The organism is Psychrobacter sp. NPDC078929, from assembly GCF_050267985.1.
Lineage (GTDB): Bacteria > Pseudomonadota > Gammaproteobacteria > Pseudomonadales > Moraxellaceae > Psychrobacter.
In genome coordinates this window covers 22,240-45,374 of the sequence record NZ_JBNNFX010000011.1, presented here as the reverse complement: position 1 = coordinate 45,374, position 23,135 = coordinate 22,240, and the positions used below count along the sequence as shown (strand labels likewise).

20 protein-coding genes are annotated in these 23,135 nt (G+C 42.2%); 15 read left to right on the top strand and 5 right to left on the bottom strand.

Features of this window, described 5'->3' with window-relative positions; translation table 11 throughout:
* Positions 1 to 10 precede the first annotated feature (10 nt).
* The 6 genes from fghA to ACQKCG_RS07835 all read left to right on the top strand — a co-directional run bounded on the left by fghA (position 11) and on the right by ACQKCG_RS07835 (position 3,707).
* The gene (gene fghA / locus ACQKCG_RS07860; protein WP_057761382.1) at positions 11 to 901 is read left to right on the top strand and encodes an S-formylglutathione hydrolase; all 891 of its coding nucleotides are present in this window, start codon (positions 11 to 13) and stop codon (positions 899 to 901) included.
* 229 nt (positions 902 to 1,130) lie between these two features.
* The gene (locus tag ACQKCG_RS07855; RefSeq protein ID WP_404944626.1) at positions 1,131 to 1,412 is read left to right on the top strand and encodes a TIGR03643 family protein; all 282 of its coding nucleotides are present in this window, start codon (positions 1,131 to 1,133) and stop codon (positions 1,410 to 1,412) included.
* Positions 1,413 to 1,526: 114 nt separating this feature from the next.
* Positions 1,527 to 2,216: a ribulose-phosphate 3-epimerase gene (rpe, locus tag ACQKCG_RS07850; RefSeq protein WP_101205795.1), complete on the top strand. Its 690-nt coding sequence runs from the start codon at positions 1,527 to 1,529 to the stop codon at positions 2,214 to 2,216.
* Positions 2,217 to 2,322: 106 nt separating this feature from the next.
* Entirely contained in the window at positions 2,323 to 2,721 is a 399-nt protein-coding gene (locus tag ACQKCG_RS07845; protein WP_101205796.1) for a hypothetical protein, read from the top strand.
* 143 nt (positions 2,722 to 2,864) lie between these two features.
* Positions 2,865 to 3,176 (top strand): hypothetical protein, encoded by a 312-nt coding sequence (locus ACQKCG_RS07840; RefSeq protein ID WP_101205797.1) that lies wholly within the window; start codon positions 2,865 to 2,867, stop codon positions 3,174 to 3,176.
* Positions 3,177 to 3,395: 219 nt separating this feature from the next.
* A complete protein-coding gene (locus tag ACQKCG_RS07835) occupies positions 3,396 to 3,707 on the top strand; it encodes a hypothetical protein (protein ID WP_101205798.1) in 312 nt (103 codons plus the stop codon).
* Between the two features lie 140 nt (positions 3,708 to 3,847).
* Here ACQKCG_RS07835 and rpmG read toward each other — a convergent pair whose 3' ends face one another.
* Together rpmG and rpmB are read right to left on the bottom strand one after the other, a co-directional pair.
* Complete coding sequence (gene rpmG / locus ACQKCG_RS07830) at positions 3,848 to 4,003, bottom strand: 50S ribosomal protein L33 (protein WP_010201403.1); 156 nt, start codon at positions 4,001 to 4,003, stop codon at positions 3,848 to 3,850.
* A 128-nt stretch (positions 4,004 to 4,131) separates the two neighbouring features.
* Positions 4,132 to 4,368 (bottom strand): 50S ribosomal protein L28, encoded by a 237-nt coding sequence (gene rpmB, locus ACQKCG_RS07825; RefSeq protein WP_057761372.1) that lies wholly within the window; start codon positions 4,366 to 4,368, stop codon positions 4,132 to 4,134.
* A gap of 484 nt (positions 4,369 to 4,852) precedes the next feature.
* Here rpmB and ACQKCG_RS07820 point away from each other — a divergent pair, with 484 nt between their 5' ends.
* Complete coding sequence (locus tag ACQKCG_RS07820; protein WP_157822738.1) at positions 4,853 to 12,709, top strand: carboxypeptidase regulatory-like domain-containing protein; 7,857 nt, start codon at positions 4,853 to 4,855, stop codon at positions 12,707 to 12,709.
* 203 nt (positions 12,710 to 12,912) lie between these two features.
* Complete coding sequence (gene purU / locus ACQKCG_RS07815; protein ID WP_101205800.1) at positions 12,913 to 13,842, top strand: formyltetrahydrofolate deformylase; 930 nt, start codon at positions 12,913 to 12,915, stop codon at positions 13,840 to 13,842.
* 85 nt (positions 13,843 to 13,927) lie between these two features.
* On the opposite strand, the gene ACQKCG_RS07810 is transcribed toward purU, so the two are convergent.
* Entirely contained in the window at positions 13,928 to 14,692 is a 765-nt protein-coding gene (locus ACQKCG_RS07810) for a cytochrome C assembly family protein (protein WP_101205833.1), read from the bottom strand.
* A 452-nt stretch (positions 14,693 to 15,144) separates the two neighbouring features.
* Between ACQKCG_RS07810 and ffh the strand changes: the two genes are divergently transcribed.
* From ffh to ACQKCG_RS07775, 7 genes are all read left to right on the top strand, one after another.
* Positions 15,145 to 16,692: a signal recognition particle protein gene (gene ffh, locus ACQKCG_RS07805; protein ID WP_101205801.1), complete on the top strand. Its 1,548-nt coding sequence runs from the start codon at positions 15,145 to 15,147 to the stop codon at positions 16,690 to 16,692.
* A 270-nt stretch (positions 16,693 to 16,962) separates the two neighbouring features.
* Positions 16,963 to 17,664: a tRNA (adenosine(37)-N6)-threonylcarbamoyltransferase complex dimerization subunit type 1 TsaB gene (gene tsaB, locus ACQKCG_RS07800; RefSeq protein ID WP_101205802.1), complete on the top strand. Its 702-nt coding sequence runs from the start codon at positions 16,963 to 16,965 to the stop codon at positions 17,662 to 17,664.
* A 211-nt stretch (positions 17,665 to 17,875) separates the two neighbouring features.
* Complete coding sequence (locus ACQKCG_RS07795; RefSeq protein WP_101205803.1) at positions 17,876 to 18,718, top strand: undecaprenyl-diphosphate phosphatase; 843 nt, start codon at positions 17,876 to 17,878, stop codon at positions 18,716 to 18,718.
* A gap of 66 nt (positions 18,719 to 18,784) precedes the next feature.
* A complete protein-coding gene (locus ACQKCG_RS07790) occupies positions 18,785 to 19,684 on the top strand; it encodes a class I SAM-dependent methyltransferase (RefSeq protein WP_101205804.1) in 900 nt (299 codons plus the stop codon).
* Positions 19,685 to 19,772: 88 nt separating this feature from the next.
* Complete coding sequence (locus ACQKCG_RS07785; protein WP_101205805.1) at positions 19,773 to 20,015, top strand: hypothetical protein; 243 nt, start codon at positions 19,773 to 19,775, stop codon at positions 20,013 to 20,015.
* Between the two features lie 130 nt (positions 20,016 to 20,145).
* Complete coding sequence (gene ubiA / locus ACQKCG_RS07780) at positions 20,146 to 21,063, top strand: 4-hydroxybenzoate octaprenyltransferase (RefSeq protein ID WP_101205806.1); 918 nt, start codon at positions 20,146 to 20,148, stop codon at positions 21,061 to 21,063.
* Positions 21,056 to 21,733 (top strand): DUF4112 domain-containing protein, encoded by a 678-nt coding sequence (locus ACQKCG_RS07775; RefSeq protein ID WP_101205807.1) that lies wholly within the window; start codon positions 21,056 to 21,058, stop codon positions 21,731 to 21,733. Before ubiA ends, ACQKCG_RS07775 begins: the two co-directional genes overlap by 8 nt.
* Before the next feature lie 143 nt (positions 21,734 to 21,876).
* Here ACQKCG_RS07775 and ACQKCG_RS07770 read toward each other — a convergent pair whose 3' ends face one another.
* Together ACQKCG_RS07770 and ACQKCG_RS07765 are read right to left on the bottom strand one after the other, a co-directional pair.
* Positions 21,877 to 22,521 carry a hypothetical protein gene (locus ACQKCG_RS07770; protein WP_101205808.1) on the bottom strand — a complete coding sequence of 215 codons (645 nt, stop codon included), beginning with the start codon at positions 22,519 to 22,521 and terminating at the stop codon, positions 21,877 to 21,879.
* 82 nt (positions 22,522 to 22,603) lie between these two features.
* Positions 22,604 to 23,038, bottom strand: a complete 435-nt coding sequence (locus tag ACQKCG_RS07765) for a secondary thiamine-phosphate synthase enzyme YjbQ (protein ID WP_101205809.1) — start codon at positions 23,036 to 23,038, stop codon at positions 22,604 to 22,606.
* Positions 23,039 to 23,135 lie beyond the last annotated feature (97 nt).

The following is a 23,135-nucleotide window of genomic DNA, read 5'->3' as shown; positions in this document are numbered from 1 at the left end:
GATATCACTCATGCAAAATTCCTATAGTCATAGTTTATCTACCAATAAACAGCTTACTCAAAAAAGTGTGAATCGTTGCTTTAACGGTGAGCAGCATTATTATAGTCACGAGTCGACATCTACCAAAACCTCTATGACGTTTAGTATTTATCTACCTGATGAAGCTTTGGCTGGACGACGTTGTCCTGCGATATTGTACCTATCAGGTTTGACATGCAATGCTGATAATGTCACTCATAAAGCGCATTTTCAGCAAAAATGCAGTGAGCTTGGTATGATACTTATCGCACCTGATACTTCACCCAGAAGTAGTGAAGACAGCGATGTACCAAACGACGATCGCTATTTTGTCGGTCAAGGTGCAAGCTATTATGTTGACGCGACCCAAGCGCCTTGGTCAGACAACTTCAACATGCAAAGCTACATCGTCGATGAGCTATATGACTTACTACGTTCAGAGTTTCCTATTCACAGTATCGGTGTCACAGGACACTCAATGGGTGGTCACGGCGCATTATTGCTAGGGTTCAAGTTCCCAAGTAAGTTTGTCAGCGTATCGGCTTTATCGCCAGTATGCGCAGCCAGTGAGTCTGCATGGGGGCAAGCTGCTTATACAGAGTACTTCGGTGATGATAAGTCTCTATGGGCACAAGCGGACGCCTCACAAATGATTGAAAAGGTCGGTCAGCAGTATTCGAGCATTTTGGTTGATCAAGGCGCAGCTGATAACTTCTTAGCAGAAGGTCAGCTACAGACCTCTAAACTACAAGACGCTTGTGCAAAAGCCAAACAGCCCTTAACATTACGCTATCAAGCGGGGCATGACCACAGCTATTATTTTATCCAAACGGTGATTAATGATCATATCGAACATCATTGGCATATGGCTCAAATGAGCTAAGATGTTGTTCAGATGACCGTGATACATTTTTCGCTATTCCATTCATGCTCAACAGGTGATTTTTATGGCAAGTTATCAAGATTTGACAGCTTTTAATTCAAAGAATAAGTCAGCAGATACGAGCTCTACAAAAGCGACTATGCAGGCTGATATGGATGCTGCTCTACAAAATAAACAACGTAACATTGATTATAGTGACGAAGTATCTCAAGTTAAGTCAGACGAGCTGATTGCAAAAACCGTCAACGACGCTGGCGATAGAGTACTTGATGATGTGCAGATATCTCGTGTGATAGAGATGGCGTGGGAAGATAGAACGCCATTTAGGGCTATAGAGCATAGCTATGGTCTCGATGAGACTGGGGTTATCAAACTCATGCGTCAAGAGTTAAAGCCGTCATCTTTTCGCTTATGGCGTCAGAGAGTGAGCAATCGCGCCACCAAACATGAGGCAAAGCGCTCTTTCGAAGTTGGCCGTGCTTATTGCAAAACTCAATACAAGCAGCGTTAAATAATTAAGTATTTAACATCAGTACATAAAGGGCTTGCAGTATATGTGAGCCGCTTGAAAATTCCTTTTTAATTTATCAATATCTTATATAAACATGAATTAGGTAGCTCAATTATGAACAGTCCTGCTAAACCTTATCTTATTGCACCGTCGATACTCTCAGCTGATTTTGCGCGGTTGGGCGAAGAAGTGGAGAAGGTACTAGAGTCGGGTGCCGATGTGATTCATTTTGATGTAATGGACAATCATTACGTACCCAATTTGACGTTTGGTAGCATGATTTGTAAGGCATTGCGTGACTATGGTGTTGAAGCGCCAATTGATGTACACCTGATGGTTTCACCTGTCGATAGTATGATTGAGCAGTTCTTGGAAGCGGGTGCTAGTATCATTACCTTCCATCCTGAAGCCAGCGCTCACATCGATCGCTCACTTCAACTGATCAAAGATGGCGGTGCAGAGTGTGGCTTGGTATTGAACCCAGCGACCCCGCTACATTATCTTGATTATGTTATGGATAAAGTAGATCAGATTTTATTGATGAGTGTGAACCCGGGCTACGGTGGACAGTCGTTTATCGATAGTACTTTAGATAAAGTCCGTCAGGTTCGTCAGCGTATTATTACCAGTGGTCGAGATATTCGATTGGAAGTTGATGGCGGTATCAAAGCCAGTAATATACGTGCGATTGCTGAAGCAGGCGCTGATATGTTCGTTGCGGGTTCTGCGATTTTTAATCAAGAAGATTATAAAACGGCTATCGATGAGATGCGCGCAGAGTTGTTATTAGCCAACAACAGCTAGCGAGTGTTGTATGGTTAATAAACGCTATTAGCCATGCCATAATAATATTAAAATGTGCTGTATAACTTATGACTCTATATAACGGTCAGTCACGTAAAGGTGAAATATGGACACAAACAACTCTAGCAGTTCAAAAGAACCTTCTGTGCAAGCAAATTCTCATGAAGCGTTGAACCAGCAGGCTAGGCAATCACTTGAAAATGAAACACCGCAGCGCAGTTTAGTACCGAAAGGTATTACCATTGGCTTGGCGATGTTTGCACTGGTACTTAGTTTGGAAGGTTATGGCTTTCGCCTGATGGTGGGTGATGATGTTGAAACAGTGCTACGTCATGCTGCAGTCATTGTGCCTGCATTTATGCTAGGCATTCCGCTGTTCTTTTGGGTAGGCTCTCGCATACTTAATAAAGTTAAAGGCCTGCATATCGAAAGTTGGAATGCGATTAGTTTGGGTTATTTGACCTCTTGTATATCGATGCTATGGCTGATGGGTACTTACAGTTAAGTAGTTTCGCTGTAAATATAAGTCTTTTTCGCGCCTGTATCGTTTATTCGCATCTATATTGTTTATTCACGCCTATACAGTATCGTAATATTTTACATTTTTAATCATTAAGCCATGTTCTACAAGCATGACTGGAATTTTATATGAGAATCGTACCAGCCAGTATTGCTAAAATTATCTATCCTAAAGACTTACCAAATGGCTTATTTACCAGCTTAATTGTCGCTTGTTTATTAATGGGATTGGCGTCACTACGTCACGGAACCGATTTACAAGGTTGGCTAAATGTCATTGAGAACTGGCTACTCATGCTGCTGATATTGCCCACTGCGACGGCCACCGTTGCACTACCATTTAAATACCGTGATCCTAGCCTTGAGCTAAAGCTGGTCTATTACCTTGGGATGTTTGTGGCTTTCTTATTTACATTAGCCAAACTACGTTATTGGCGCTAATTTATATAAACGTTATAGCATTCAAGTTGTATTTATAACGAAGACTTGTGCGGTAGCCCTTGAATTCGAGTGTTAAAGCGTCCATTGTATGAGTAAGACAGATTTACCCGCGTTACTGTAAGACGATAGATTTGCCAGTGAGTTTACTTTTAAGAAATGACTACTTTGCAATGACCAGTTTCTCTACCAGTACTAAACGGGATAATAAGGAACACATTAATGCCATACGATATCGATAATGATATAGAAGTAGATAACGAGAGTAGCGATCAGTTTGCAGGATTTGCCAAAGAAACCACGTTAGAATTGGTGGAAGCAGATGATGGTAGGTTGTTATTGCGTGATGCTGAACAAGACGAAGCGCCGCTGATGACTATTGATTTTTCTGACAAGCTAAAAGAACTACTTGGTAGCGATACTCAAGCCATTGGTCAACATATGATTCATGCTGCGATTCAGGTCATTATGCAAAAGCAAATGAGTAAATGGCATGCGCATGTGTATGATAAAGAACCAACACACTACAGCTAAGCTTTGGTTGTTTTTGAGCGCCAGTCAAAGCGAATGACTGAAGATATAGCTTAGTAACATCAAGCTACAGCCATAAATAAAGGGTTTATCAATTGATAAACCCTTTATTTGTTCAAATAGTACCATTTATAAAATGGAGATTATTTGATTTTAGCTTCTTTAAAGATCACATGCTGGCGTACTTTTGGATCAAACTTTTTGATTTCCATTTTGCCAGGCATAGTGCGCTTGTTTTTAGTAGTGGTGTAGTAATACCCAGTACCAGCTGTTGATACTAATTTAATTTTATCTCTCATGATAGCTTTCCTGTAAATGAGGGGTCTTCAAACGATAGGTACGTGTCTCAAAGAATGAGTTGCCACAATTAATGTAGCAAAACAGCAGCCTAAATGATGAGAGTCATCACCCAGCTGCTATTTTTAACTTAAACTTTTTGACCTTGTGCGCGTAGATCCGCTAACACTTTATCGATACCAAGTTTGTCAATGATGCGCATACCTTTGGTAGACACACGTAGACGTACAAAGCGGTTTTCAGACTCTACCCAAAAACGATGGTTGTGAAGGTTTGGTAGAAAGCGACGACGGGTTTTGTTGTTTGCATGCGAAACATTATTACCCACCATAGGGCGCTTTCCAGTCACTTGGCAAACTCGAGACATGGCGAACTCCTAATCTATGAGGTATGAGTTTTTCTCATACCAGTCTGGGCAAGTTGCACGTTTTTGCGGCATGGACACAGCAAGCGGCAGCTTTGCACCAAACAAAACTATATGAAGGTTGAGCTGGTTTTGCTGCTATCTAAAGGCAAATAACAGGCTGACCAATTCAGAAAATTTTAAAGCCGACATTTATACCATAAAACAGATGAATACTCAAATATTTTTACAATAACTGTCGAATTAAAGGAGGGCTATTATACCCTGAAATGAGCGCTCTATGTTGTTGATTGTTTAATAGTAAAGATTAATTTTTAGTTGTAAGTTATAACAAAAGTTAGTAAAGTTGCTGTTATATATTTAATACAATCTGTTAATACACCAGTATTACTGTAAATCTATGTATCATTACCAATCTCTTTTGATTCTGGATAATGATTTTTTGCTTATTTGCTCAGATAAATTACTGCTCATGCGGAGTCAAAAAATGTCATATAGCTCTCTACCCCTCACTTCTAAGTTGTTTCAGCTTACTTCTTTGACTTGCGCATTAGCATTAGCAGGTTGTGGTGGAGGCGGTGATGGTGACACTGTAGACTCTGTCGCACCTGCACCTGATTTAGGTGTTACTCAACCTGGTACAGGTGGTGGTACTGGCGATAATGGTAATACTGGTGGTGGCGAACAAGTGCCAGAGATTGAGCCAGACTTCTTTATCCAAAAACTGAGCACAGCACCTACTATTATTGAGTTGTCTGATGATCAAGCAGCTTTTAGTGTTACGGTTAAAGCTGTTGAAAAAGTATCTGGTGGAGCTATGGTCGGTAAAGCCGTGACTCTAAAAGTAGTGGACTCTGAAAATAACGGTATCACTATTGAAGGTCAGAGCACCCAAACTACGGACGATGATGGGAATGCGGTATATGCATTAAAGCTCAATCCGCAAGCAGTTGCTGATAAAGATGAGCTGATAGCCAATGGTTTTACTCTAGTGGCGACTGCTAACAAAGCAGATGGCACTGCAGTCGCACCGCAGGAATTAAAGGTTTCTGTCAGTAAAAAAGGCAGTGGTGATGGCACACAAGTTACGGAAAGCAAGCTTGATATTACCTCTTCATTGAAAACAAGCTCAGTCTCTAATAACGCTCTAAACCCTTATGGTGACAGCGCTCAATTGACCGTCATTGCTAAGAACAACAAGGGTGCCCGCGTTCAGGATGTTAAAGTTGGGCTGGGTATTGATAATATAAAAGGCATCTCTATCGTAGGTGGCAGTAGTAAAGTCACAAATGCGGATGGTATTACAACTTTTAACATTAAAATAGATGAAAATCTTTCGAAAGCTGAGCGTGATGCACTGTTGAAAGGTGAAGGTATTGCATATGCAATCAGTATCCAAGAGCAGAATGGCGCCACCAAGCAAGAAACAGATACTTTAACTGTGGCCCTGCCTGTCTCTGATTATGTCTTAGATGTGAAAGGTAGGGACGTAGTGCTTAATGCCTATGGAGATGAGAAGCCGCTAACTATCACAGCAACGGCTAAAAACTCTAAAGTGCCAACCGTTATTAATGGGGCAAAAGGCACAATCAAGCTTAACAATGCAGTTACTGGTGTTAAGCTTAGTACAGAGAGTTTTACATTTGATGCAACAGGAAGTGCAGTTGTTAGTTTAATTGTAGCGCCTACGCTTACTGCAGCTCAGCGCAAAGAAATTGTAGAAAAAGGCGTCAGCTATACGGTGGTTTTATCAGAGCCAAACCGTGCAGTCACGATGGATACATATGGCAACGAAGCGTATATCCCTGAATCTCAGTATCAAATAAAGTTTGCGACGAAAAATAAAAGTAGAATCTCTAGTTTCGGTAGTGAAGCTATTATCAGTTTCCGTGTCAATGATAAAGATGGCGGAGCAATTGCCAATCAAAAAGTCACTGCCAGCTTGCCTCAGGATCTAATTAAAACTGGACTCTTAAACTTAGATAGTGCTGCTACTCAAGTAACTGATGGTAAAGGCATGGTGAATTACAGTGTGAGTGTGCCAGCAAGTTTGACAGCCGCTCAAAGAACAAAGTTAGAGAGTATCGGTGGCTTTGTCTTAACCGCTAAAGTTACTGAAGCTTCAGGAGCTAGTAGTAGTATCAATAGTGAACGTATCAAAGTAACTGCTGAAAGTGAAACGATTCTAAATGTAAAAAACATTCCTAGCGCTGTAAACATCCTAAAAAATCAATTCCAAATTCAAGTTGCAGGTAAGCGCCCGGATGGTAGTGCTGCAGCTGGCAAAGAAGTTAAGTTGGCTATTAGTAATGTCACAGGCGTGAGTATTCAAGGCAGCCAGCAAACGACAGATGCATCAGGCAACGCAGTATTTACCGTCAACTTAAGCCAAGATTTGACAGAAAAGCAACGTCAAGATTTGGTGAAGTCTGGTATTCCTTATACCGTGACTTTGACTGATGAAGATGGCGTGGCTACGAATAAGTATAAGGCACCAGTTATCATTCCAGTGGCTGAATATAAGCTAAACTTTGGCAGCAGTAGTACTGATAAGCTGTTGAGTACAGGCGGTGTAACCACTTTAAGTTTCCGCGTTAATGATAAAAATGGCGGCGTAATAGCCAACCAAACTGTAACAGCAAGCTTACCAAGTAGTTTGACTCAAAAAGGGCTGATAACGCTTGAAAGTGCAGCAAACCAAGCAACTGATGCTCAAGGTAATGTCAGTTATACGGTTCGTATTCCTGCAGGGCTATCTCCTACACAAAGAGCAGAACTTGAAAAAGCAGGTGGGTTCGTCCTAAATGCCCGTTTGGTAGAAGCCTCAGGTGCAAGTATCAATACAAGCAGTAATCGTATTCCTGTGACTGCAGACCCTAGTAGAAGTCAAACCATCCTGAATGCAAAAACCACTCCTAGCATCGTAAACGTTTTAAAAGACCAGTTTACGATTCAAGTATCTGCTAAGCGTCCGAATGGTAGTGCTGCTACAGGTAAGCCTGTGAAGCTTGCAATTAACAATGTCAAAGGCATTAGTATCGAAGGTGGTGAACAAGTCACTAACAGTGCTGGTAATGCTGTGTTCACCGTAAATATAGACCAAGCATTGACTCTAGAACAACGTAAGGCATTTGAAAAAACAGGTATTGCCTATACTGTTGCATTGACTGATGAAGATGGGGTTGCCACTGAAAATTATAGTATTAAAGCATCTGTGCCTAGTGCTGCATACAAAATCAATTTTGGTAGCAGCAGCAATGCAGAGCTCTCAAGCTCAGGTGGCAGTACTGTCATTAGTTTCCGAGTTAATGATAAAGACGGTGGCGTTATAGCCAATCAGAAAGTCTCGGTAAGCCTGCCAAAAGCTTTAGTGGATGCAGGATTGTTGACCTTAGATACTGCTGCTAATCAGACAACAAATGATAAAGGTATCGTGAACTATACCGTTCGTATTCCGACTGGGCTATCACCTACACAGAAATCAGCATTAGAAAAAGCCAGTGGATTTATCTTGAGTGCTAAGCTGACTGAGGCATCAGGAGCTACTACTAGTGCTAATAGTACGCCTATTAACGTCAGTAATAAAATACAGAAAAGCTTAACGGTCTTAACATCAGAGACCAATCCTAAAGTCGTTAATATTTTAAAAGACCAGTTCACGATTCAAGTATCAGGTAAACGCAAAGATGGTAGTGCAGCAGCTGATAAAGTCGTCAAGCTAAAGCTTACTCAGATGACGGGTATTACTGTTAAAGACGATGAGAAAAAGACTGATTCATCAGGTAATGTGACATTTATCGTAGATATAAGCCCAGATTTAACCCAAGCCCAACGTGAAGCACTAGTAAAGTCAGGCGTTACTTATACTGCAACCTTAACTGACAATGATGGTGTCACTGCCAGTAGTTATAATGCCTCTGTGGTTATCCCTGCTGCACAGTATCAAATTAATTTTGGTAGCAGTGATAAAGTTCAATTATCAAGTTCAGGTGGTAGTGCAGTCATTAGCTTCCGTGTGAATGATAAAAATGGCGGGGTTATTGCTAACCAAAGCGTCACAGCAATGCTACCGAAAGCTCTAATTGATTCTGGCTTACTGACTCTAGATAGTACTGCGACCCAAACGACCAATGCTCAAGGCGTAGTCAGTTATAAAGTTAGTGTTCCTGCAGGTTTGGCTAAATCACAGAAAGATAAGCTAGAGGCACAAAAGGGTTTTGTGTTAACTGCCAAAGCTGTTGAAGCCTCAGGTGCAAGTAGTAGTATCAGTAGTTCAGCTATAAAAATCAGTTCAGAGTTAGCCAAAAGTGATATTAAACTTACTTCGATTAGCTCTCCTAAAGTGGTGACTGTCACAGACAAGCAGTTTACTATTCAAGTATCTGCTAAACGTCCTAATGGTAATGTTGCAGTAGGGCAAAAAGTTAAGCTTGAGATCAGTGATGTCGCAGGCGTCAGTATCCAAGGAAATGAGCAAACAACCAATGAAGCTGGCAATGCAGTATTTACTGTTAACCTTAGTCAAGATTTAACACCAGTACAACGTACAGCACTAATTACATCAGGTATTAAATACAATGTTACTTTAACGGATGATGATGGCACAGTCGCTAAAATTACAGATGCAGTTGTCAAAGTGGTACAGCCAGCAACGAGTTTAGAGTTTGCTTCTATCATCACACCTTCTATTAGCGAGCTTGGTGGTCAAGGTACTATCAGTATTAAGCTATTGACCAAAGAAAACCAAACACCAGTTAAAGGGCAAGAAGTCACTATCCAGTTAGGTCAAGCAGCGATTGCTTCTCGAGTTACAGTCAATCAAACGACGGCGACTACCGATTTTAGTGGTGAGACAACGTTTATAGTTACTATCCCAGAAGGACTCACAGCAGAAGAGCGTAATGAGCTTAAGCGTACAGGTATTAATTATCAGCTGTCGTATGTCGAAAAAGGCGAAACTTATACCTCTGCTATAACAAAAGTAGATATTCTAACTCCAACTGTTGATTTGACAGTACTAAATCCGCCGAACCTTATTAATAACCGTCCTTTTTATACATTGAACGGCGAAGGTGATACGGTGACTGTTAATGCGGCATTAAGTACTCGAAACACTAACCTTAGTATCAGCGATCAGCCTATTAAATTAGATTTTGCTAACAAAGAACTAGCAGCATTATTAATTGTAAATGGTAAGTCAGGATCATTTGCCAATATTGTTCCTACGGACCCTAACGGGGCGGCAAGCTTTACAGTTACTGTGCCAAGCTTAACAGCAGAGCAACAAGCGGCACTCTTAGATCAAAAGCTAACAGCTATCTTGACTGAGACGTTGACAGGTAAAAAACAAGAGATTCAGTTTAATATACAGTCAACCAAAGCGGCTATTGATTTGATAGCTATCACACCAAAAGCACTAAATCTAAACGGTGGTGAGACTCAAGTTGAGGTAATAACCAAAGACAGCAAAGACAATGTCATTGCAAATAAACAAGTTTACTTGGCGCTCCCTGCTTCGGTTGCGGCTCAAGGGGTTAGCTTAGTCACTAGTGGCACGCAAACTACAAATGATTCAGGAAAAGCTAGCTTTACGCTTGCTGTGCCAGCTGGTCTTACCGATGCGCAAAAAACAGCCATTGGTAGTAGCTTTGCAGTTGTATTCTCAGCAACCGATGAGAATAACAATATTGCCACGAAAACCAGTACTGTTAAGACAGCTACTCCTGATCTAAACGGTACACAAGAAAGTATAACAATCGGTGCAAATAAAGTCGTTAATACGAAGGGCGATACATTTAAAGTATTTGTGCGTGTAGAGAATAAAAAAGGCAGTATTGCTAATCGTGAAGTGCATTTGAATGTTGATAATCCTATCAAAACTGGCGTGACGGTTAGTAGTAATACCGCTATGACCAATGGTGATGGTTTAGCAACCTTTGACCTAACACTTACAGACGGTGCTAACGTCAACCAAGCTATCTTAGAACCAGGTATCAAGCTGACAGCTACGACGACGACTGCAGAAGGTGTAGAGCTACCACAGACCTATATCGTTGCAGTAGATACTGCTACGATTGATAGTTATCAGCTCATAGCCTCCTCTGATAAGTCTACGTTGAATACTGGTGGTGATCAGACCAATGCTACCTTCCGTGTGACTGACAGCAAAGGCGGTATCTTGGCAGGAGTACCTGTACAGCTAAGTATTGAAAACTTAGAGGCCAGTGGTGCGGCATTAACCACACCAAGTATGGTAACCACTGATGCTAATGGTCAGATCGATGTCGGCGTCATCTTAGCAGCCAACTCTATCAATTCGCGTCTAAATCATAGCGTAGTGATTAATGCTAAAATCGTTACACCACAATACGATGCAGATGGCAAAGTCAGCATGCAAGTGCGTGAAGAGAAGTCATTAAGCTTATCAGCTATCGGTACAGAGATTACTATTGCAGCTACAGAAGCCAATCTAAAAGATGGTGCTTCTACTACTATCACCACCACACTGGTGGATGGTTCAGGTCGTGCTATTGCCAATGCTGGTATGGAGTTAGTCGATGCAAACGGTGATATTATCCACTCTAGTGCAACTGCTGTTAGCAATGCAGATGGTCAAGCAGTATTTAATATTAACGAAGCTGATTTGACCTTCGATAACAATGGTAACTTACGTGTATTTGCTCGTGCTTTGGGTGAAAACAGCATCAATACTCAACGCAGTCTAAATAGTATTGAGCTGATTAAGGTTTCGCAGGCAGGTATTAGCTTTATTGATATCGAAGACGTTTATGATGTCAATAAAGCACAGACCATAAATATTCAGATACGTCGTGATACAGCTGCTCAAGCAGCAGAATTAATCGGTAAGCAAGTTGAAGTACAAACGACTATTGGTACGTTTACTGATAGCAACGATGTCATCGTCACAAAACCCATTACCGCTGCTAATATAAACGGCAATATCGTTACGATACCTGTTACCTTAACATCAGAGCTGGCTGGTATTACTGCACTACAAGCAACGGTATTAGGTGAAACACTACCAAACGGTGAGCCGCGCTATCGTGCGACAGTAGATGCACGTTTCCGTGCTACGACACCTGCTAAAATGCTGTTCCAAGCGGTGAAGTCTGTTATCACTCCTGGTGGTAGTACTGAAATTGTCGCTACGGTAAAAGACAAAAACGATGTACCAGTTGAAGGTCAAACAGTGGTCTTTGGCCGTGCATCGGACTCGTCAGCAGGGCGATTGTCTGCGGCAACGGCTATCACTGATAGTAAAGGTGAGGCGCGTGTGGTCTATAAAGCCAATGCCAGCTCTCCTATCGGTGGTGTGGTTATCAATGCACGCCTGCTCAATGATCCATCCAGTATTGGCACCAAAACTACTAATATCACCGTATCTGAGGAAGCGGTATATACCACTTTAGCATTTGCCAATAAGTTATCTTCTGATGATATTTACTATACTGTTCGTGGTTCAATTTCTGTCATGGATGGTTCAGGTCGCGCTGTCCCGAATCAAGAAGTTTCAATTAAGTCTTATGCTACACAATACGCTCAAGGCAGAGTCTGTTTACTAGACAGCACCGTGACTCACCAAGCGGCTGATATTGAAGAAGTAAACGATAAGGGGGAGGTGACTACAACAACACCTAAGCCACAAGTATTCTCTGAAAAATCGCCTATTTTCTTACAGTCTCGCTGGATTACTACAGAAGATGTAAACTATAACTACACTTTGGATAAAGAACCCGGCTTTACTTTAGTCAAACCTGAAGATGTCAATAATAATGGTACTTTAGAAGCTATCAATCCAGTTGCGATTATTGGCGGTAAAGTATCAGATGATGGCTATACTTTCGTCACCGATGAAGAAGGTCGCGCTGATTTTGAGATTCGCTATCCAATACGTTACTCACATTGGGTTAAAGTGCAGTTTGATGCCTCTACCTTTGTGAACGGTAGTGAAAACACACAAACTATTAATTATCAATTACCTATTCAAGCTGGAAGCGTGTCAGTAAGTAATTCGAGCTTAGTTAGCCCTTGGCAAGGTAATAGCATTGCGCATGCTAGCCCATTTGGCACAGGTGGAGCTGCTTGTATCAATAGTATGAGCGTTAAAATTGACGAAAATGTACCAAGTACTTCTGTACAACTATTATCCTCACCTTCAGAAAGTGCAACAAAATATACTGTTTCCATTGATGGTGAAAATAAGGTAGATTCAGGCACAAATCATCCATTTTACTCTGTTAACTTCAACCAAGCGTTGCTAGGTTCTATTGTTACAGTGAGTAATAGTAATGCCAAGTTCTCTAGGGTTCTTAAAGTTGAATGATGACTCATAACTCTTATGTATAAGATTAGCATTTTATAAACCCCCAAACCTCGTGTTGGGGGTTTTTGCATTTGTAATCTCAATAATTAAATACAAGCAACTCAATCAGCAAAGTTTTGCAAAAGCGATTAGAATAGTCAGTTTCCTATGCTGCTAACCATATTCAAAGTAAGCGGCACGTTTCATTTTTAATTGGGCGTACTATGTCAGACAATACCACGACTGCTACAGCAAGCATAAAGTCGAGCAAAACTTCTCAAAATGTACTATCTACCGATGTTATTGATACCGCGACGCTACTGATTAAGTGTCGTGATCAAGCGGGTATCGTACAGGCCGTATCTGAGTTTATACACCGTTATGGCGGTAATATTATTACGCTTGATCAGTATTCAACGGCTCATGAAGGTGGGCAGTACTTTATGCGTTTGGAGTTTGCGTTAGCAGGCTTGAGCGAGATTATGGATAACTTTGAAGCCAGCTTTGGTCATACGGTGGCCAAGCGTCACAATATGGCGTGGCGCTTGCATAACAATGCGATTAAAACCAAGGTTGGCATTTTAGTGTCAAAGTTCGACCATGCGCTATTAGATTTACTGTGGCGTCATCAGCGCGGATTACTCGATTGCGAGATTACATCTGTTGTCAGTAATCATGAGGATTTGCGCCAAGCGGTAGAGAACTTTGGCATACCTTTTCACTATGTACCAGTGACCAAGGATAATAAGGCAGAAGCGGAAGAGCAGATTCATACCTTGATGGCAGGCAATGATTTGTTGGTATTGGCGCGTTATATGCAGATATTATCGTCTGATTTTGTCAAACGTTGGCCGATGCAAGTTATCAATATTCATCATTCATTCTTACCTGCGTTTGTGGGCGCAGATCCTTATCGTCAGGCTTATGATAAAGGCGTTAAGCTTATCGGTGCAACTGCGCACTATGTCACAGCTGAGCTTGACCAAGGGCCTATTATTGAGCAAGATGTACACCGTGTGACGCATCGCCAAGGGGTGACAGAGTTGCGTGCTATCGGCCGTGATATCGAACGCAACGTATTAGCACGTGCTGTAAACTGGCATGTACAAAACCGTGTGATTGTGGCGGGTAATAAGACAGTGGTATTTAACTAAGAAAAATGAGTAGTGAGTCGGCTAGAAATATAAAAAAGGCGGTCAGTAACTAGTGTTGCTGACCGCCTTTTTCTGAATATATATTTTATAGGAGCATTTCTAAGACGAACTTGCTACCAACAAAGCCAATGGCTAATAGAATAAAGGCATAAATAGTGATATTGGCCGCACGTTTGCCTCGCCAGCCTGCACGCCAATTACCGAATAGTAGTACACCAAATAATAACCACGACAGCAGACTAAAAACAGTCTTATGCACGATATGTTGCGCCATCAAGTCTTGTACATAGATAAACCCAATCCCCAGTGCGATACTGAGCAATACAAAGCCCACCAACAGCATATCGAATAATAAACTCTCCATACTTTGCAGGGAGGGTAGCTTATTGACCCAAAAGCGGTGAATGGTATGATGCTTGAGCTCACGTATTTGTAGACGTAGAAATAGCGCTTGTACCGCCGCCATCAACAGCACACAATAGGCAGCTAATGATAATATGATATGAATTTCAAGCCCAATACTGACATCAGTTAGTGGTTGATAAGGGGCACGGCCGACATAGCCGATAGTCATACCTATTAGCGCAGTGGGTGCAGCTAAAATACCAAGGCTAAGAATAGGGCGATATAAACAGAACAATAGATAAAAGAATAAGAAAAATAAACTGGTCAGACTGATGATATTAAATAAGTTGAAATTCAAACCATACAGCGTCACAACATATGGATATAGCAGTGCCGCATGTGCAGCCATACCGATGAGCAATAAGCCCAAACTGAGGCTTTTGTGAATAGGTTTGTCCTGAGCCAGCGCCCAACCAATATGGATGCTGACTAAGATATAAGCCATGCTAGCAAGTAAGAATGCAAAGTGCACAGATAAAAAGCCTCATCTTATACTGAGCATAAACTGCCGCTCAATGTGTCGCTAAAGTGGTATTATCAGAATGATTAGAATAATCGTCCAATTTATCATAAAATGGGTGCCAATTGAGCACCATCTTGCTTATAACTTATAAATGATCGGTAGTGCTGCATAGCGCCAAACATAAAATATGTTATCTATAAAAAGTTAACTACAATTATAAGCGCTGTGTCCTTTGCGAAACGACTATAAGTTTTGAGCCGTGTTAATGCTATAGTATTGATAATATAATTCTTTTATCATGTCCCTTGTCATGCAATATCCTAATATCTTATAGCGTATCCTAATATTATTTATGAACCATTTTAATGGTTTGATTTAGAGTTATTTTAATTGCGTATTATTTAATTGAAAACCATTTTAATTGAGAGTTATTTATGTTTGATACCTTAACAGAACGCTTATCGTCGAGCCTACGTAACATCGTCGGTACTGGGCAGTTGACCGAAGACAATATCAAAGACACGCTACGTGAAGTGCGTATGGCGTTGTTAGAAGCTGATGTGGCGTTGCCTGTCACTCGTGATTTTGTAAAACGCGTCAAAGAACAAGCGCTTGGTGCTGAAGTGCTAAAAGAGCTAGCGCCAGGTCAAGCCTTTGTCAAAATCGTACACGACGAGCTGACCGAAATGATGGGCAGTGCCAATCAGCAGTTAGAGATGACAGGTAAGCCGCCCGTTGTCTATTTGCTAGCAGGTTTGCAAGGTGCGGGTAAAACGACTACAGCTGGTAAGTTGGCCAAATATCTACAAGAGCGTCAAAAGAAAAAAGTGATGCTGGTATCGGCTGACGTTTATCGTCCAGCGGCTATCAAACAGCTTGAGCAAGTAGCCGGTCAGGTGAATGCTAAGTTTGTGAACTCAAGCACAGATGAGAATCCAATTGATATCGCAAAGCGTGCGATTGAAGAAGCCAAAATCCAGTATCAAGATATCCTGATTATTGATACTGCTGGTCGTCTACATATCGACGATACCATGATGGATGAGATTAAGGCGCTAACTGCTGCGGTTAACCCATCTGAGACGCTATTTGTCGTCGATGCAATGACGGGTCAAGATGCCGCCAATACCGCAAAAGCTTTTAATGATGCGTTGCCGTTGACGGGTGTTATCTTAACTAAGACTGACGGTGATGCTCGCGGCGGTGCGGCGCTTTCTGTACGCGCTATCACCGGTAAGCCAATTAAATTCTTGGGCCGCGGTGAAAAACTAGACGAGCTAGAGCTGTTCCACCCTGAGCGTATCGCGCAGCGTATCCTTGGTATGGGTGACGTACTGAGTCTGGTCGAAGAAGTTGAGCAAAAGATTGACCGTGATAAAGCCGAAAAAATGGCGAAAAAGATGCAAAAGGGCGGTGACTTCGACCTTGAGGATCTATTGACTCAGTTCCAGCAGATGAAGAGCATGGGCGGTATGGCAGGCTTCTTGGATAAGATGCCTGGTATGGGCGGCTCAGACATGCAAAAAGCCGTCGAAGATGCCAAACCAGAAGAAAAAGTACGCGAAATGGAAGCATTGATCAATTCAATGACGCCATTTGAGCGTAAAAACCCTGATAAGATTAACCCAAGTCGTAAGCGCCGTATCGCTGCAGGTTCAGGACGTGAGATTCAAGACGTTAATCGTTTGCTTAAGCAGCACAAGCAAATGGCAAAAATGATGAAAATGATCTCAAAGCCTGAAGGCATCAGTAAAATGATGAAGTCTATGCAAGGCCTTATGGGTGGCGGTAGTGCTGGCGGCGGTGGCGGTCCATTATTTGGCGGTGGCGGTCAGCAAGGTGGCGCTAAGGACGTGAATCCAGAACAAATGGCCAAGCAAATGGGACTGGATCCAAACAATATGCCAAGCACTGAAGAGATGCAAAAGCAAATGCAAGAAATGCAAAACCAAGCACCAAAGAAGTTCAAAACCCGCTTTTAGATAACGGTTAGTTATTTTTAAAATGTTTGATCAAAGCCCCGAAGCCAATGAAGCTTTGGGGCTTTTTATCGTTAGCAGTTGCAGATAAACACTGATGGATAAAGTGTGAAAAATATAGAAATTAATAAAATTCGTGTACCCTAAATGCTATGATAGGCGCTGCTTCATTCTGTCAGTATTCTGATAGCGCATGAATGATAGATCGTTATTAAAAATTATTAAAAGCTGACAAATCAATTTAGAACGCCAAAAGTAAAAGCCGAGGTTGTGATGTTTTTAGCAATGGATACCGTGTTCGATCAGTGTTCGATCGCGATTTTAGATTCGAGCGGACAGGTATTGTCGAGCCATACCGAAACAGGAAAGCGTCAGCAGACTCAACAGATTTTACCCATGATTGATGCTGCATTGTCTGAGGCGCAGTTACGTCTTGCTGATATACAGGCTTTAATATTCAATCGCGGGCCGGGTGCGTTTAGTGGTATCCGCATCAATACCGCAGTGGTGCAAGCGTTGTCTGTCGCGCATGATTTGCCTTGTGTTGGCGTCTCAAGCCTGCAAGCAATCGCACAATGCGCGTATCAGAAGTATGGGCTGACACATCTATACAGCGCCCTTGATGCTCGTATGCAGCAAGTCTATTTCGGACAGTATGAGTTGGTAACTGATGACCAATTAGGTCATAGCATTATGCAGCCAGTCTTGGCTAATGGTGGCGATAGCACTGAGCAGCTATTGGATTATGATCGCCAAACCGCACTTAGCCTACCTATCGTGGGTAATGGCGCGCCGCTATTGGCAAGACATGATCAGCAAGACTGCCATGAAGATGTTTGGCCAGATGCTGTTGTCATTGGGCAGCTTGGTATTGCTCAGTTTGCAAACGATGGTGGTACAGAAGCGTCACAAGCATTACCAAAATATCTACGTAATCAAGCTTGGAAAACACTTAAAGAGCAAGGTAAAGCATAGCTTTATAAATATGTTTTTTGCAGCGTCAATTGCTGTCACTGGTTATGATAAATACTTTAACCATAACCAGTTTAACTCAATTGATAGCAGCTAGCTTTTTAGTGTTTAGCAAGCGCATACCAATATAAAATCAACGTTAATATAGGACAGCCAATCGGTCTGTTTTTAGGCCAGTTTGCTTTTAGGCCAGTCTGTTTCTAGGAAAGTCACTGTGGATATAGTTTTATTTGTTCAAGCTGTCATCATGGGTATCGTTGAAGGTATCACTGAATTTTTACCCATCTCTAGTACAGGATATTTGATCTTATCAGCAGATGTGATGGATTTCTGGACTAAAGAAAAAGTTGATTTATTTGTCGTGGTGGTACAGCTTGGCGCTATTTTGGCAGTGATTTATGACTATTGGGGTAGATTGTGGCAAGCGCTGATGGGCTTGCTGACTGGCAAAGCAGAGGGCATGACCAATCCTAGACAGCTGGGACTGAGTCTGATTGTCTCTACTATCCCTGTGATGATTGTTGGCTTTACCTTTGCCGATGAAATCAAAGCTTATTTGTTTAATCCTATTGTCGTTGCCATTATGCTCATCATCGGTGGTCTACTGATATTTTACGTGGAAAAGCGTCCTAAAACGGTCATTGCAAAAGAAGCGGAAGATGTCAGTATAAAAACTGCGTTAATGATTGGGCTATTCCAATGTTTAGCTCTAATACCAGGGACATCACGCTCAGGTGCCACGATTATTGGTGCGCTGTGGTTAGGTGTCTCACGTAAGGCTTCTGCTGAGTTTTCTTTCTTTTTGGGTATTCCGGTTATTGTAGGGGCAGCACTGTTGGATTTAGTCAAACATGGTGACGTACTGACCAACAGTGAAGACTGGCTGGTGCTAGGTATTGGAACCATCGTATCATTTGTGGTGGCGCTACTTTGTATCCGCTTACTTGTGGCATGGGTAAGTCGCCGTGACTTTACTATTTTTGCTTGGTTACGCATTATCACGGGTGTTATCGTGTTGGTCGCCGCTTGGGGCTTTGGTTATCAAATGGCTGGCTAGATTTGCGTTATGATTTAACACGCCAGTAATTTATAGTGAAAATAAGCAGCAAATAGGATGATGGTTATGACCGATGTGCCCCAAACGTATGACGAGACAGGTGCTGTTGTACATTGTCAGCTATTCTACGTCAATGACAGCCAGCAAGCACAGGTTGAGAGCCTACAGTCATTGATAGCTGAGCATACATTACCAATTATCTTAGATATTAAAGTTGCTACAGAGAAATTAACTCAAAAGCGCCGTCAGCAGTTGAGCCAAGCATCTACTCAGCTTATTTTATTATTAGATGATAAAGACAAGCTATCATGGCTAAGTGATGGGCTTAGTGTGGCACCTGAATGGGACAAGTTGCAGCGCCGTATAGTGAGTGCTGGTCGTAAGTCTGAGCTGCTATTACAAGCGTCCAAAATCACATCAGATAGTCACGTTATTGATGCAACCGCTGGCTTTGGGCATGATAGTTTGATATTGGCCAGTACTGGCGCCCAAGTCACTATGCTTGAGCAGCAGCCTTTGATAGCATTGCTGTTACTTGTAGAGCAGCAACGTATGAGTGCGCTACCCAATTGGCAAAAGCTCATGAGCCGTCTACAGATTATTAACACTGATGCGCTCAGTTATTTTGCGAATCTAGAGGCTGGTACCGTAGCCGATAATGCTACCACAATCGATATCGTCTATTTGGATCCGATGTTTCCAGAAGATAGTTATCAAGATAGTAAGACAGGTAAAGGGGCAAAAGTTGGTAAGCATATGCAAGCACTGCATCAATTAGCTCGTCCACCAACGTTAGATGAAGAGCGACAGCTACTAAGTAGTGCACAGGCCGTTGTCAAACAAAGTACGCAAGGCCAAGGTCGCGTGGTCGTAAAGCGTCCACAGTTTGCACCGCTGCTTGCTGATGAGCCAGCTAGCGAAAGCTGGCATAATGAAGCCGTACGCTTTGATGGATATTTTGTCTGATAGCTGCTGTTGATAATGAATGTACGAGTGTAAATGTACGCAATTAATCAGCGTATATGTTCAAAGTTAATGGATTTAGGAGCAAGGAATGTCAGCGTTAATCATTTGGGTTATGGGTGCAGTTTTACTGTTGATTAATATCATGCTGCGTACTCGCATTCTTCGGCTTGAGGCACGGTTAAAAGAGCTAAGCAATCCACAAGAGCAACTGGCATTTTTGCGTCAACAAGCGAAACAGAAAGACAAAGTCCCAGCGTTAAAAGCTTTGCGCAAGCAATATTCTGAGCTATCACTGATCGAAGCGAATAAATTGTGGCAACAAGTTCAGTAACCAGTCCATTAAGCTTAGTAATTAGTCTAATAAAACTCAGTAACTAGACCCTTCAAAAGTTAAGTTAGTTGTTCTGAGCTAAATATATAAGCGCACATAAAAAGTATCCAGTTAATGATAATAAAAAACCATGACATTTAAAGACAAGCTACAAGCCTACATCCAGCTAACCCGTTTTGATAAGCCAGTCGGCATTGAGCTGCTCTTATGGCCAACGCTTTGGGGCGTACTACTTGCTGCAATGGGTCAAGCGCAGCAGCAAGGAATGACGGCAGCGTTGCCAAGTATCAAGGTGTTCGCGATATTTGCCCTTGGTGCAATATTTATGCGAGCGGCTGGTTGTGCTATCAATGATTTTGCCGATCGCAAAGTAGATGGTCATGTGACTCGCACTAAATGTCGCCCGTTAGCAGATGGACGCTTATCTGGCAAAGAAGCTGTTGCTGCATTTTTAGTACTGGTGCTGTTAAGTGCCAGTCTGCTATTTTTCTTACCTATAGCTGTATTCTACTGGTCGCTTGGTGCCGTTGTATTGGCGTTTATTTATCCATTTATGAAACGCTATACGCATCTGCCGCAAGTATTTTTAGCAGCTGCTTTTGGGTGGGCGATACCGATGTCTTATGTGGCGGTGCAGGGCACTCCTGATATTTGGTGTTGGCTGCTATTCTTAGCTTATATGTGCTGGACAGTGGCCTATGATACCCAGTACGCCATGGCTGACCGTGAAGATGATTTAAAGATTGGCGTGAAATCAACGGCGATACTATTCGGTCGTTATGATGTGATTATCATCTCAATATTACAGATGCTATTTTTGCTAATGATGGGCGTAGTTATGTGGCATTACTTTGCCCCGACCACATTAGGCGTAACGCCAGTATTTGGGTTGGCGCTTGTTGCGATGATGTTTGCCAAACAAAATAGCGCTTGTGCCAGTCGCAATCCTTTGGCTTGCTTTCAGGCGTTCTTGGCCAATATCTGGGTAGGGCGCTATGTCTTTGCGCTCATCGCAGTTACTTGCATATGGACGACGCTAAATGGATAAGTTCGATAAATTTCCGAAATTCAAATCAAAGAAACCGCCTGATACGAATGCGTCAGTTACGGACTATCAAGCAAAACTTGCCGAACATGGGCTGACTCGCGAGCAAGTTATCGCAACTGAGCGTAAACTGGCAAAATTTGCTAACACCATGGATTCACTAGTACGAGTGCCTTTTACCAAGCAAGGAATGGGTGCGGATGCGGCGCTTTCGACCATCCCACTAGCAGGAGATTTGGCAGGATTGGCATTAACCAGTTATGCATTTATATTAGGACGTCAGTTGGGTGTGCCCGCTCATAAAATGACGCCAGCGGTTAGATTGGCACTTATTGATATGGTCGTTGGTATCGTACCTGGGATTGGTACGCTATTAGATATTTTCATTCGTCCTAGCCGTAAGACACTGGGTATCGTGCACGAGCATCTACACCATGAATATGGTATTACCGAAACCATGCATATGGATCGACCGTTTTTGCACCAGTCATTAGAAGACAAACAACAGCAAAGCCGTTTTGGGTTTTTTTGGCGCAATCCAATCGTTGCTTGGCTGTATTTGCATATCCCTGATTTTCTTGGACTGCTAGTCATTGTGTTTGTCGGTTGGGGGCTGTGGACAGTGATAAGCTGGTTGATCGGGATGTTTGGGCAATCGACTGGGTTTGGGTAAATACAATCACTCATTATACAGCTCAGTAAAGACAAGTCAGTACAGAGCAATACACAGAAACGAAAAAGGCGGCAACGATAATAGCGTTTGCCGCCTTTTTTATGGTTTTAAATAGGGCATTGAAACAGAAGGTGGATTAGGTTTTATTCAGTGATGACTTCTGCTTCAGCACTAACAGCATCAAAGCTAGTCACTTTATTGTTTCGGATAAGGTCGATAGTACCACCACCAGCATGACTGACCAGTTGGATACTACCGTCAGCTGATTGATAGGTAGGATTATTGCCTTGGCCTTCGGGTGCGCTTAAGGTCATTTTTGGCTGGTTGGGACGAGTAATGATAGCGTTAAGCATACCAGCTGCCGACGTCTCAAAGACCACAGATAGACTCTCACCTGCTGCATTTTTATAACGGACATCAGTGATTTGTGCGCCTTTGATAGCTTGCTCTGGATTAGGTTTTTCAGCGCTATCATTTGCCGTGGACGTAGTATCACTAAGATCTTTATCTAACTCTGTTAAGCTCATATCACGTTCTGAATCAGTATCGGTCTGCGCTACATTTTGAGCATCATCTGCATTGCTATCTTTAGCTTCATCAACGTTGATATTGGTCGTTACTGGCGTGGTTTGCGTTGAGGTCTCAGCTGTAGTTGTATCAGTTGCTTCAGGTTCTGGATCTTTTTGACAAGCAGTCAGTAGCAACAGACTGAAGAAAATAGCAGGAGCCGTACGATAAAGCAGTTTAGATTTTCGTAAGTTTAGTTTTTTTGAGAGAGAAGTATTCATAATCAGCTTTATCCGTTAATGGCGCTCTACGTAAATGGGGCAATTGGCAAGGGTCAACCTGCTATTTATTTACAGTATATTATTACGTATTTACCGTAATCACCAGCTTACGTTGTCCGCCATATTCTTGCAGGTTTCTATGCTCACATAAGTAAATACCTTGCCAGGTACCCAGTCCTAACTCACCATCCACAAGCGGTATAGTCAAGCTTACCCCAAGCATCATGCTTTTGAGATGCGCTGGCAAGTCGTCTGAGCCTTCTAAGGTATGGCGATACTCTGGCTGATCTTCTGGTGCGATTTTATTGAGCCAATCTTCTGTATCTAGTCTGACATCTGGATCGGCATTTTCATTGATCGCAAGACTGGCTGACGTATGCAGCAAAAACAGATGAACCAACCCTACCTTGGCAGAGTGAGGTAACAGCTGAGAAATCGCTTCTTCAACCTTCGGAGTAATGATATGAATGCCGCGCGCATAGGCGGGTAGAGTAAGGGTTGTTTGGTGATAGCTCATAGGATATATCTCATTATTAGAGTCGACATCAAATTAAGATATCATAAGACAGAATAAACCGTAGAGAGCGTTGCTGTTATTTACACAAGAGCCATTT

What these genes read in the sequence shown, in the direction of transcription:
- ACQKCG_RS07775 (WP_101205807.1), top strand. Translation starts at nt 21,056, where the DNA reads ATGGATAAGTTCGATAAATTTCCGAAATTCAAATCAAAGAAACCGCCT.
- rpmB (WP_057761372.1), bottom strand. Translation starts at nt 4,368, where the DNA reads ATGTCTCGAGTTTGCCAAGTGACTGGAAAGCGCCCTATGGTGGGTAAT.
- ACQKCG_RS07840 (WP_101205797.1), top strand. Translation starts at nt 2,865, where the DNA reads ATGAGAATCGTACCAGCCAGTATTGCTAAAATTATCTATCCTAAAGAC.
- ACQKCG_RS07765 (WP_101205809.1), bottom strand. Translation starts at nt 23,038, where the DNA reads ATGAGCTATCACCAAACAACCCTTACTCTACCCGCCTATGCGCGCGGC.
- rpmG (WP_010201403.1), bottom strand. Translation starts at nt 4,003, where the DNA reads ATGAGAGATAAAATTAAATTAGTATCAACAGCTGGTACTGGGTATTAC.
- ACQKCG_RS07835 (WP_101205798.1), top strand. Translation starts at nt 3,396, where the DNA reads ATGCCATACGATATCGATAATGATATAGAAGTAGATAACGAGAGTAGC.
- ffh (WP_101205801.1), top strand. Translation starts at nt 15,145, where the DNA reads ATGTTTGATACCTTAACAGAACGCTTATCGTCGAGCCTACGTAACATC.
- fghA (WP_057761382.1), top strand. Translation starts at nt 11, where the DNA reads ATGCAAAATTCCTATAGTCATAGTTTATCTACCAATAAACAGCTTACT.
- rpe (WP_101205795.1), top strand. Translation starts at nt 1,527, where the DNA reads ATGAACAGTCCTGCTAAACCTTATCTTATTGCACCGTCGATACTCTCA.
- ubiA (WP_101205806.1), top strand. Translation starts at nt 20,146, where the DNA reads ATGACATTTAAAGACAAGCTACAAGCCTACATCCAGCTAACCCGTTTT.
- ACQKCG_RS07810 (WP_101205833.1), bottom strand. Translation starts at nt 14,692, where the DNA reads ATGGCTTATATCTTAGTCAGCATCCATATTGGTTGGGCGCTGGCTCAG.
- ACQKCG_RS07770 (WP_101205808.1), bottom strand. Translation starts at nt 22,521, where the DNA reads ATGAATACTTCTCTCTCAAAAAAACTAAACTTACGAAAATCTAAACTG.
- tsaB (WP_101205802.1), top strand. Translation starts at nt 16,963, where the DNA reads ATGTTTTTAGCAATGGATACCGTGTTCGATCAGTGTTCGATCGCGATT.
- ACQKCG_RS07820 (WP_157822738.1), top strand. Translation starts at nt 4,853, where the DNA reads ATGTCATATAGCTCTCTACCCCTCACTTCTAAGTTGTTTCAGCTTACT.
- ACQKCG_RS07845 (WP_101205796.1), top strand. Translation starts at nt 2,323, where the DNA reads ATGGACACAAACAACTCTAGCAGTTCAAAAGAACCTTCTGTGCAAGCA.
- ACQKCG_RS07785 (WP_101205805.1), top strand. Translation starts at nt 19,773, where the DNA reads ATGTCAGCGTTAATCATTTGGGTTATGGGTGCAGTTTTACTGTTGATT.
- purU (WP_101205800.1), top strand. Translation starts at nt 12,913, where the DNA reads ATGTCAGACAATACCACGACTGCTACAGCAAGCATAAAGTCGAGCAAA.
- ACQKCG_RS07790 (WP_101205804.1), top strand. Translation starts at nt 18,785, where the DNA reads ATGACCGATGTGCCCCAAACGTATGACGAGACAGGTGCTGTTGTACAT.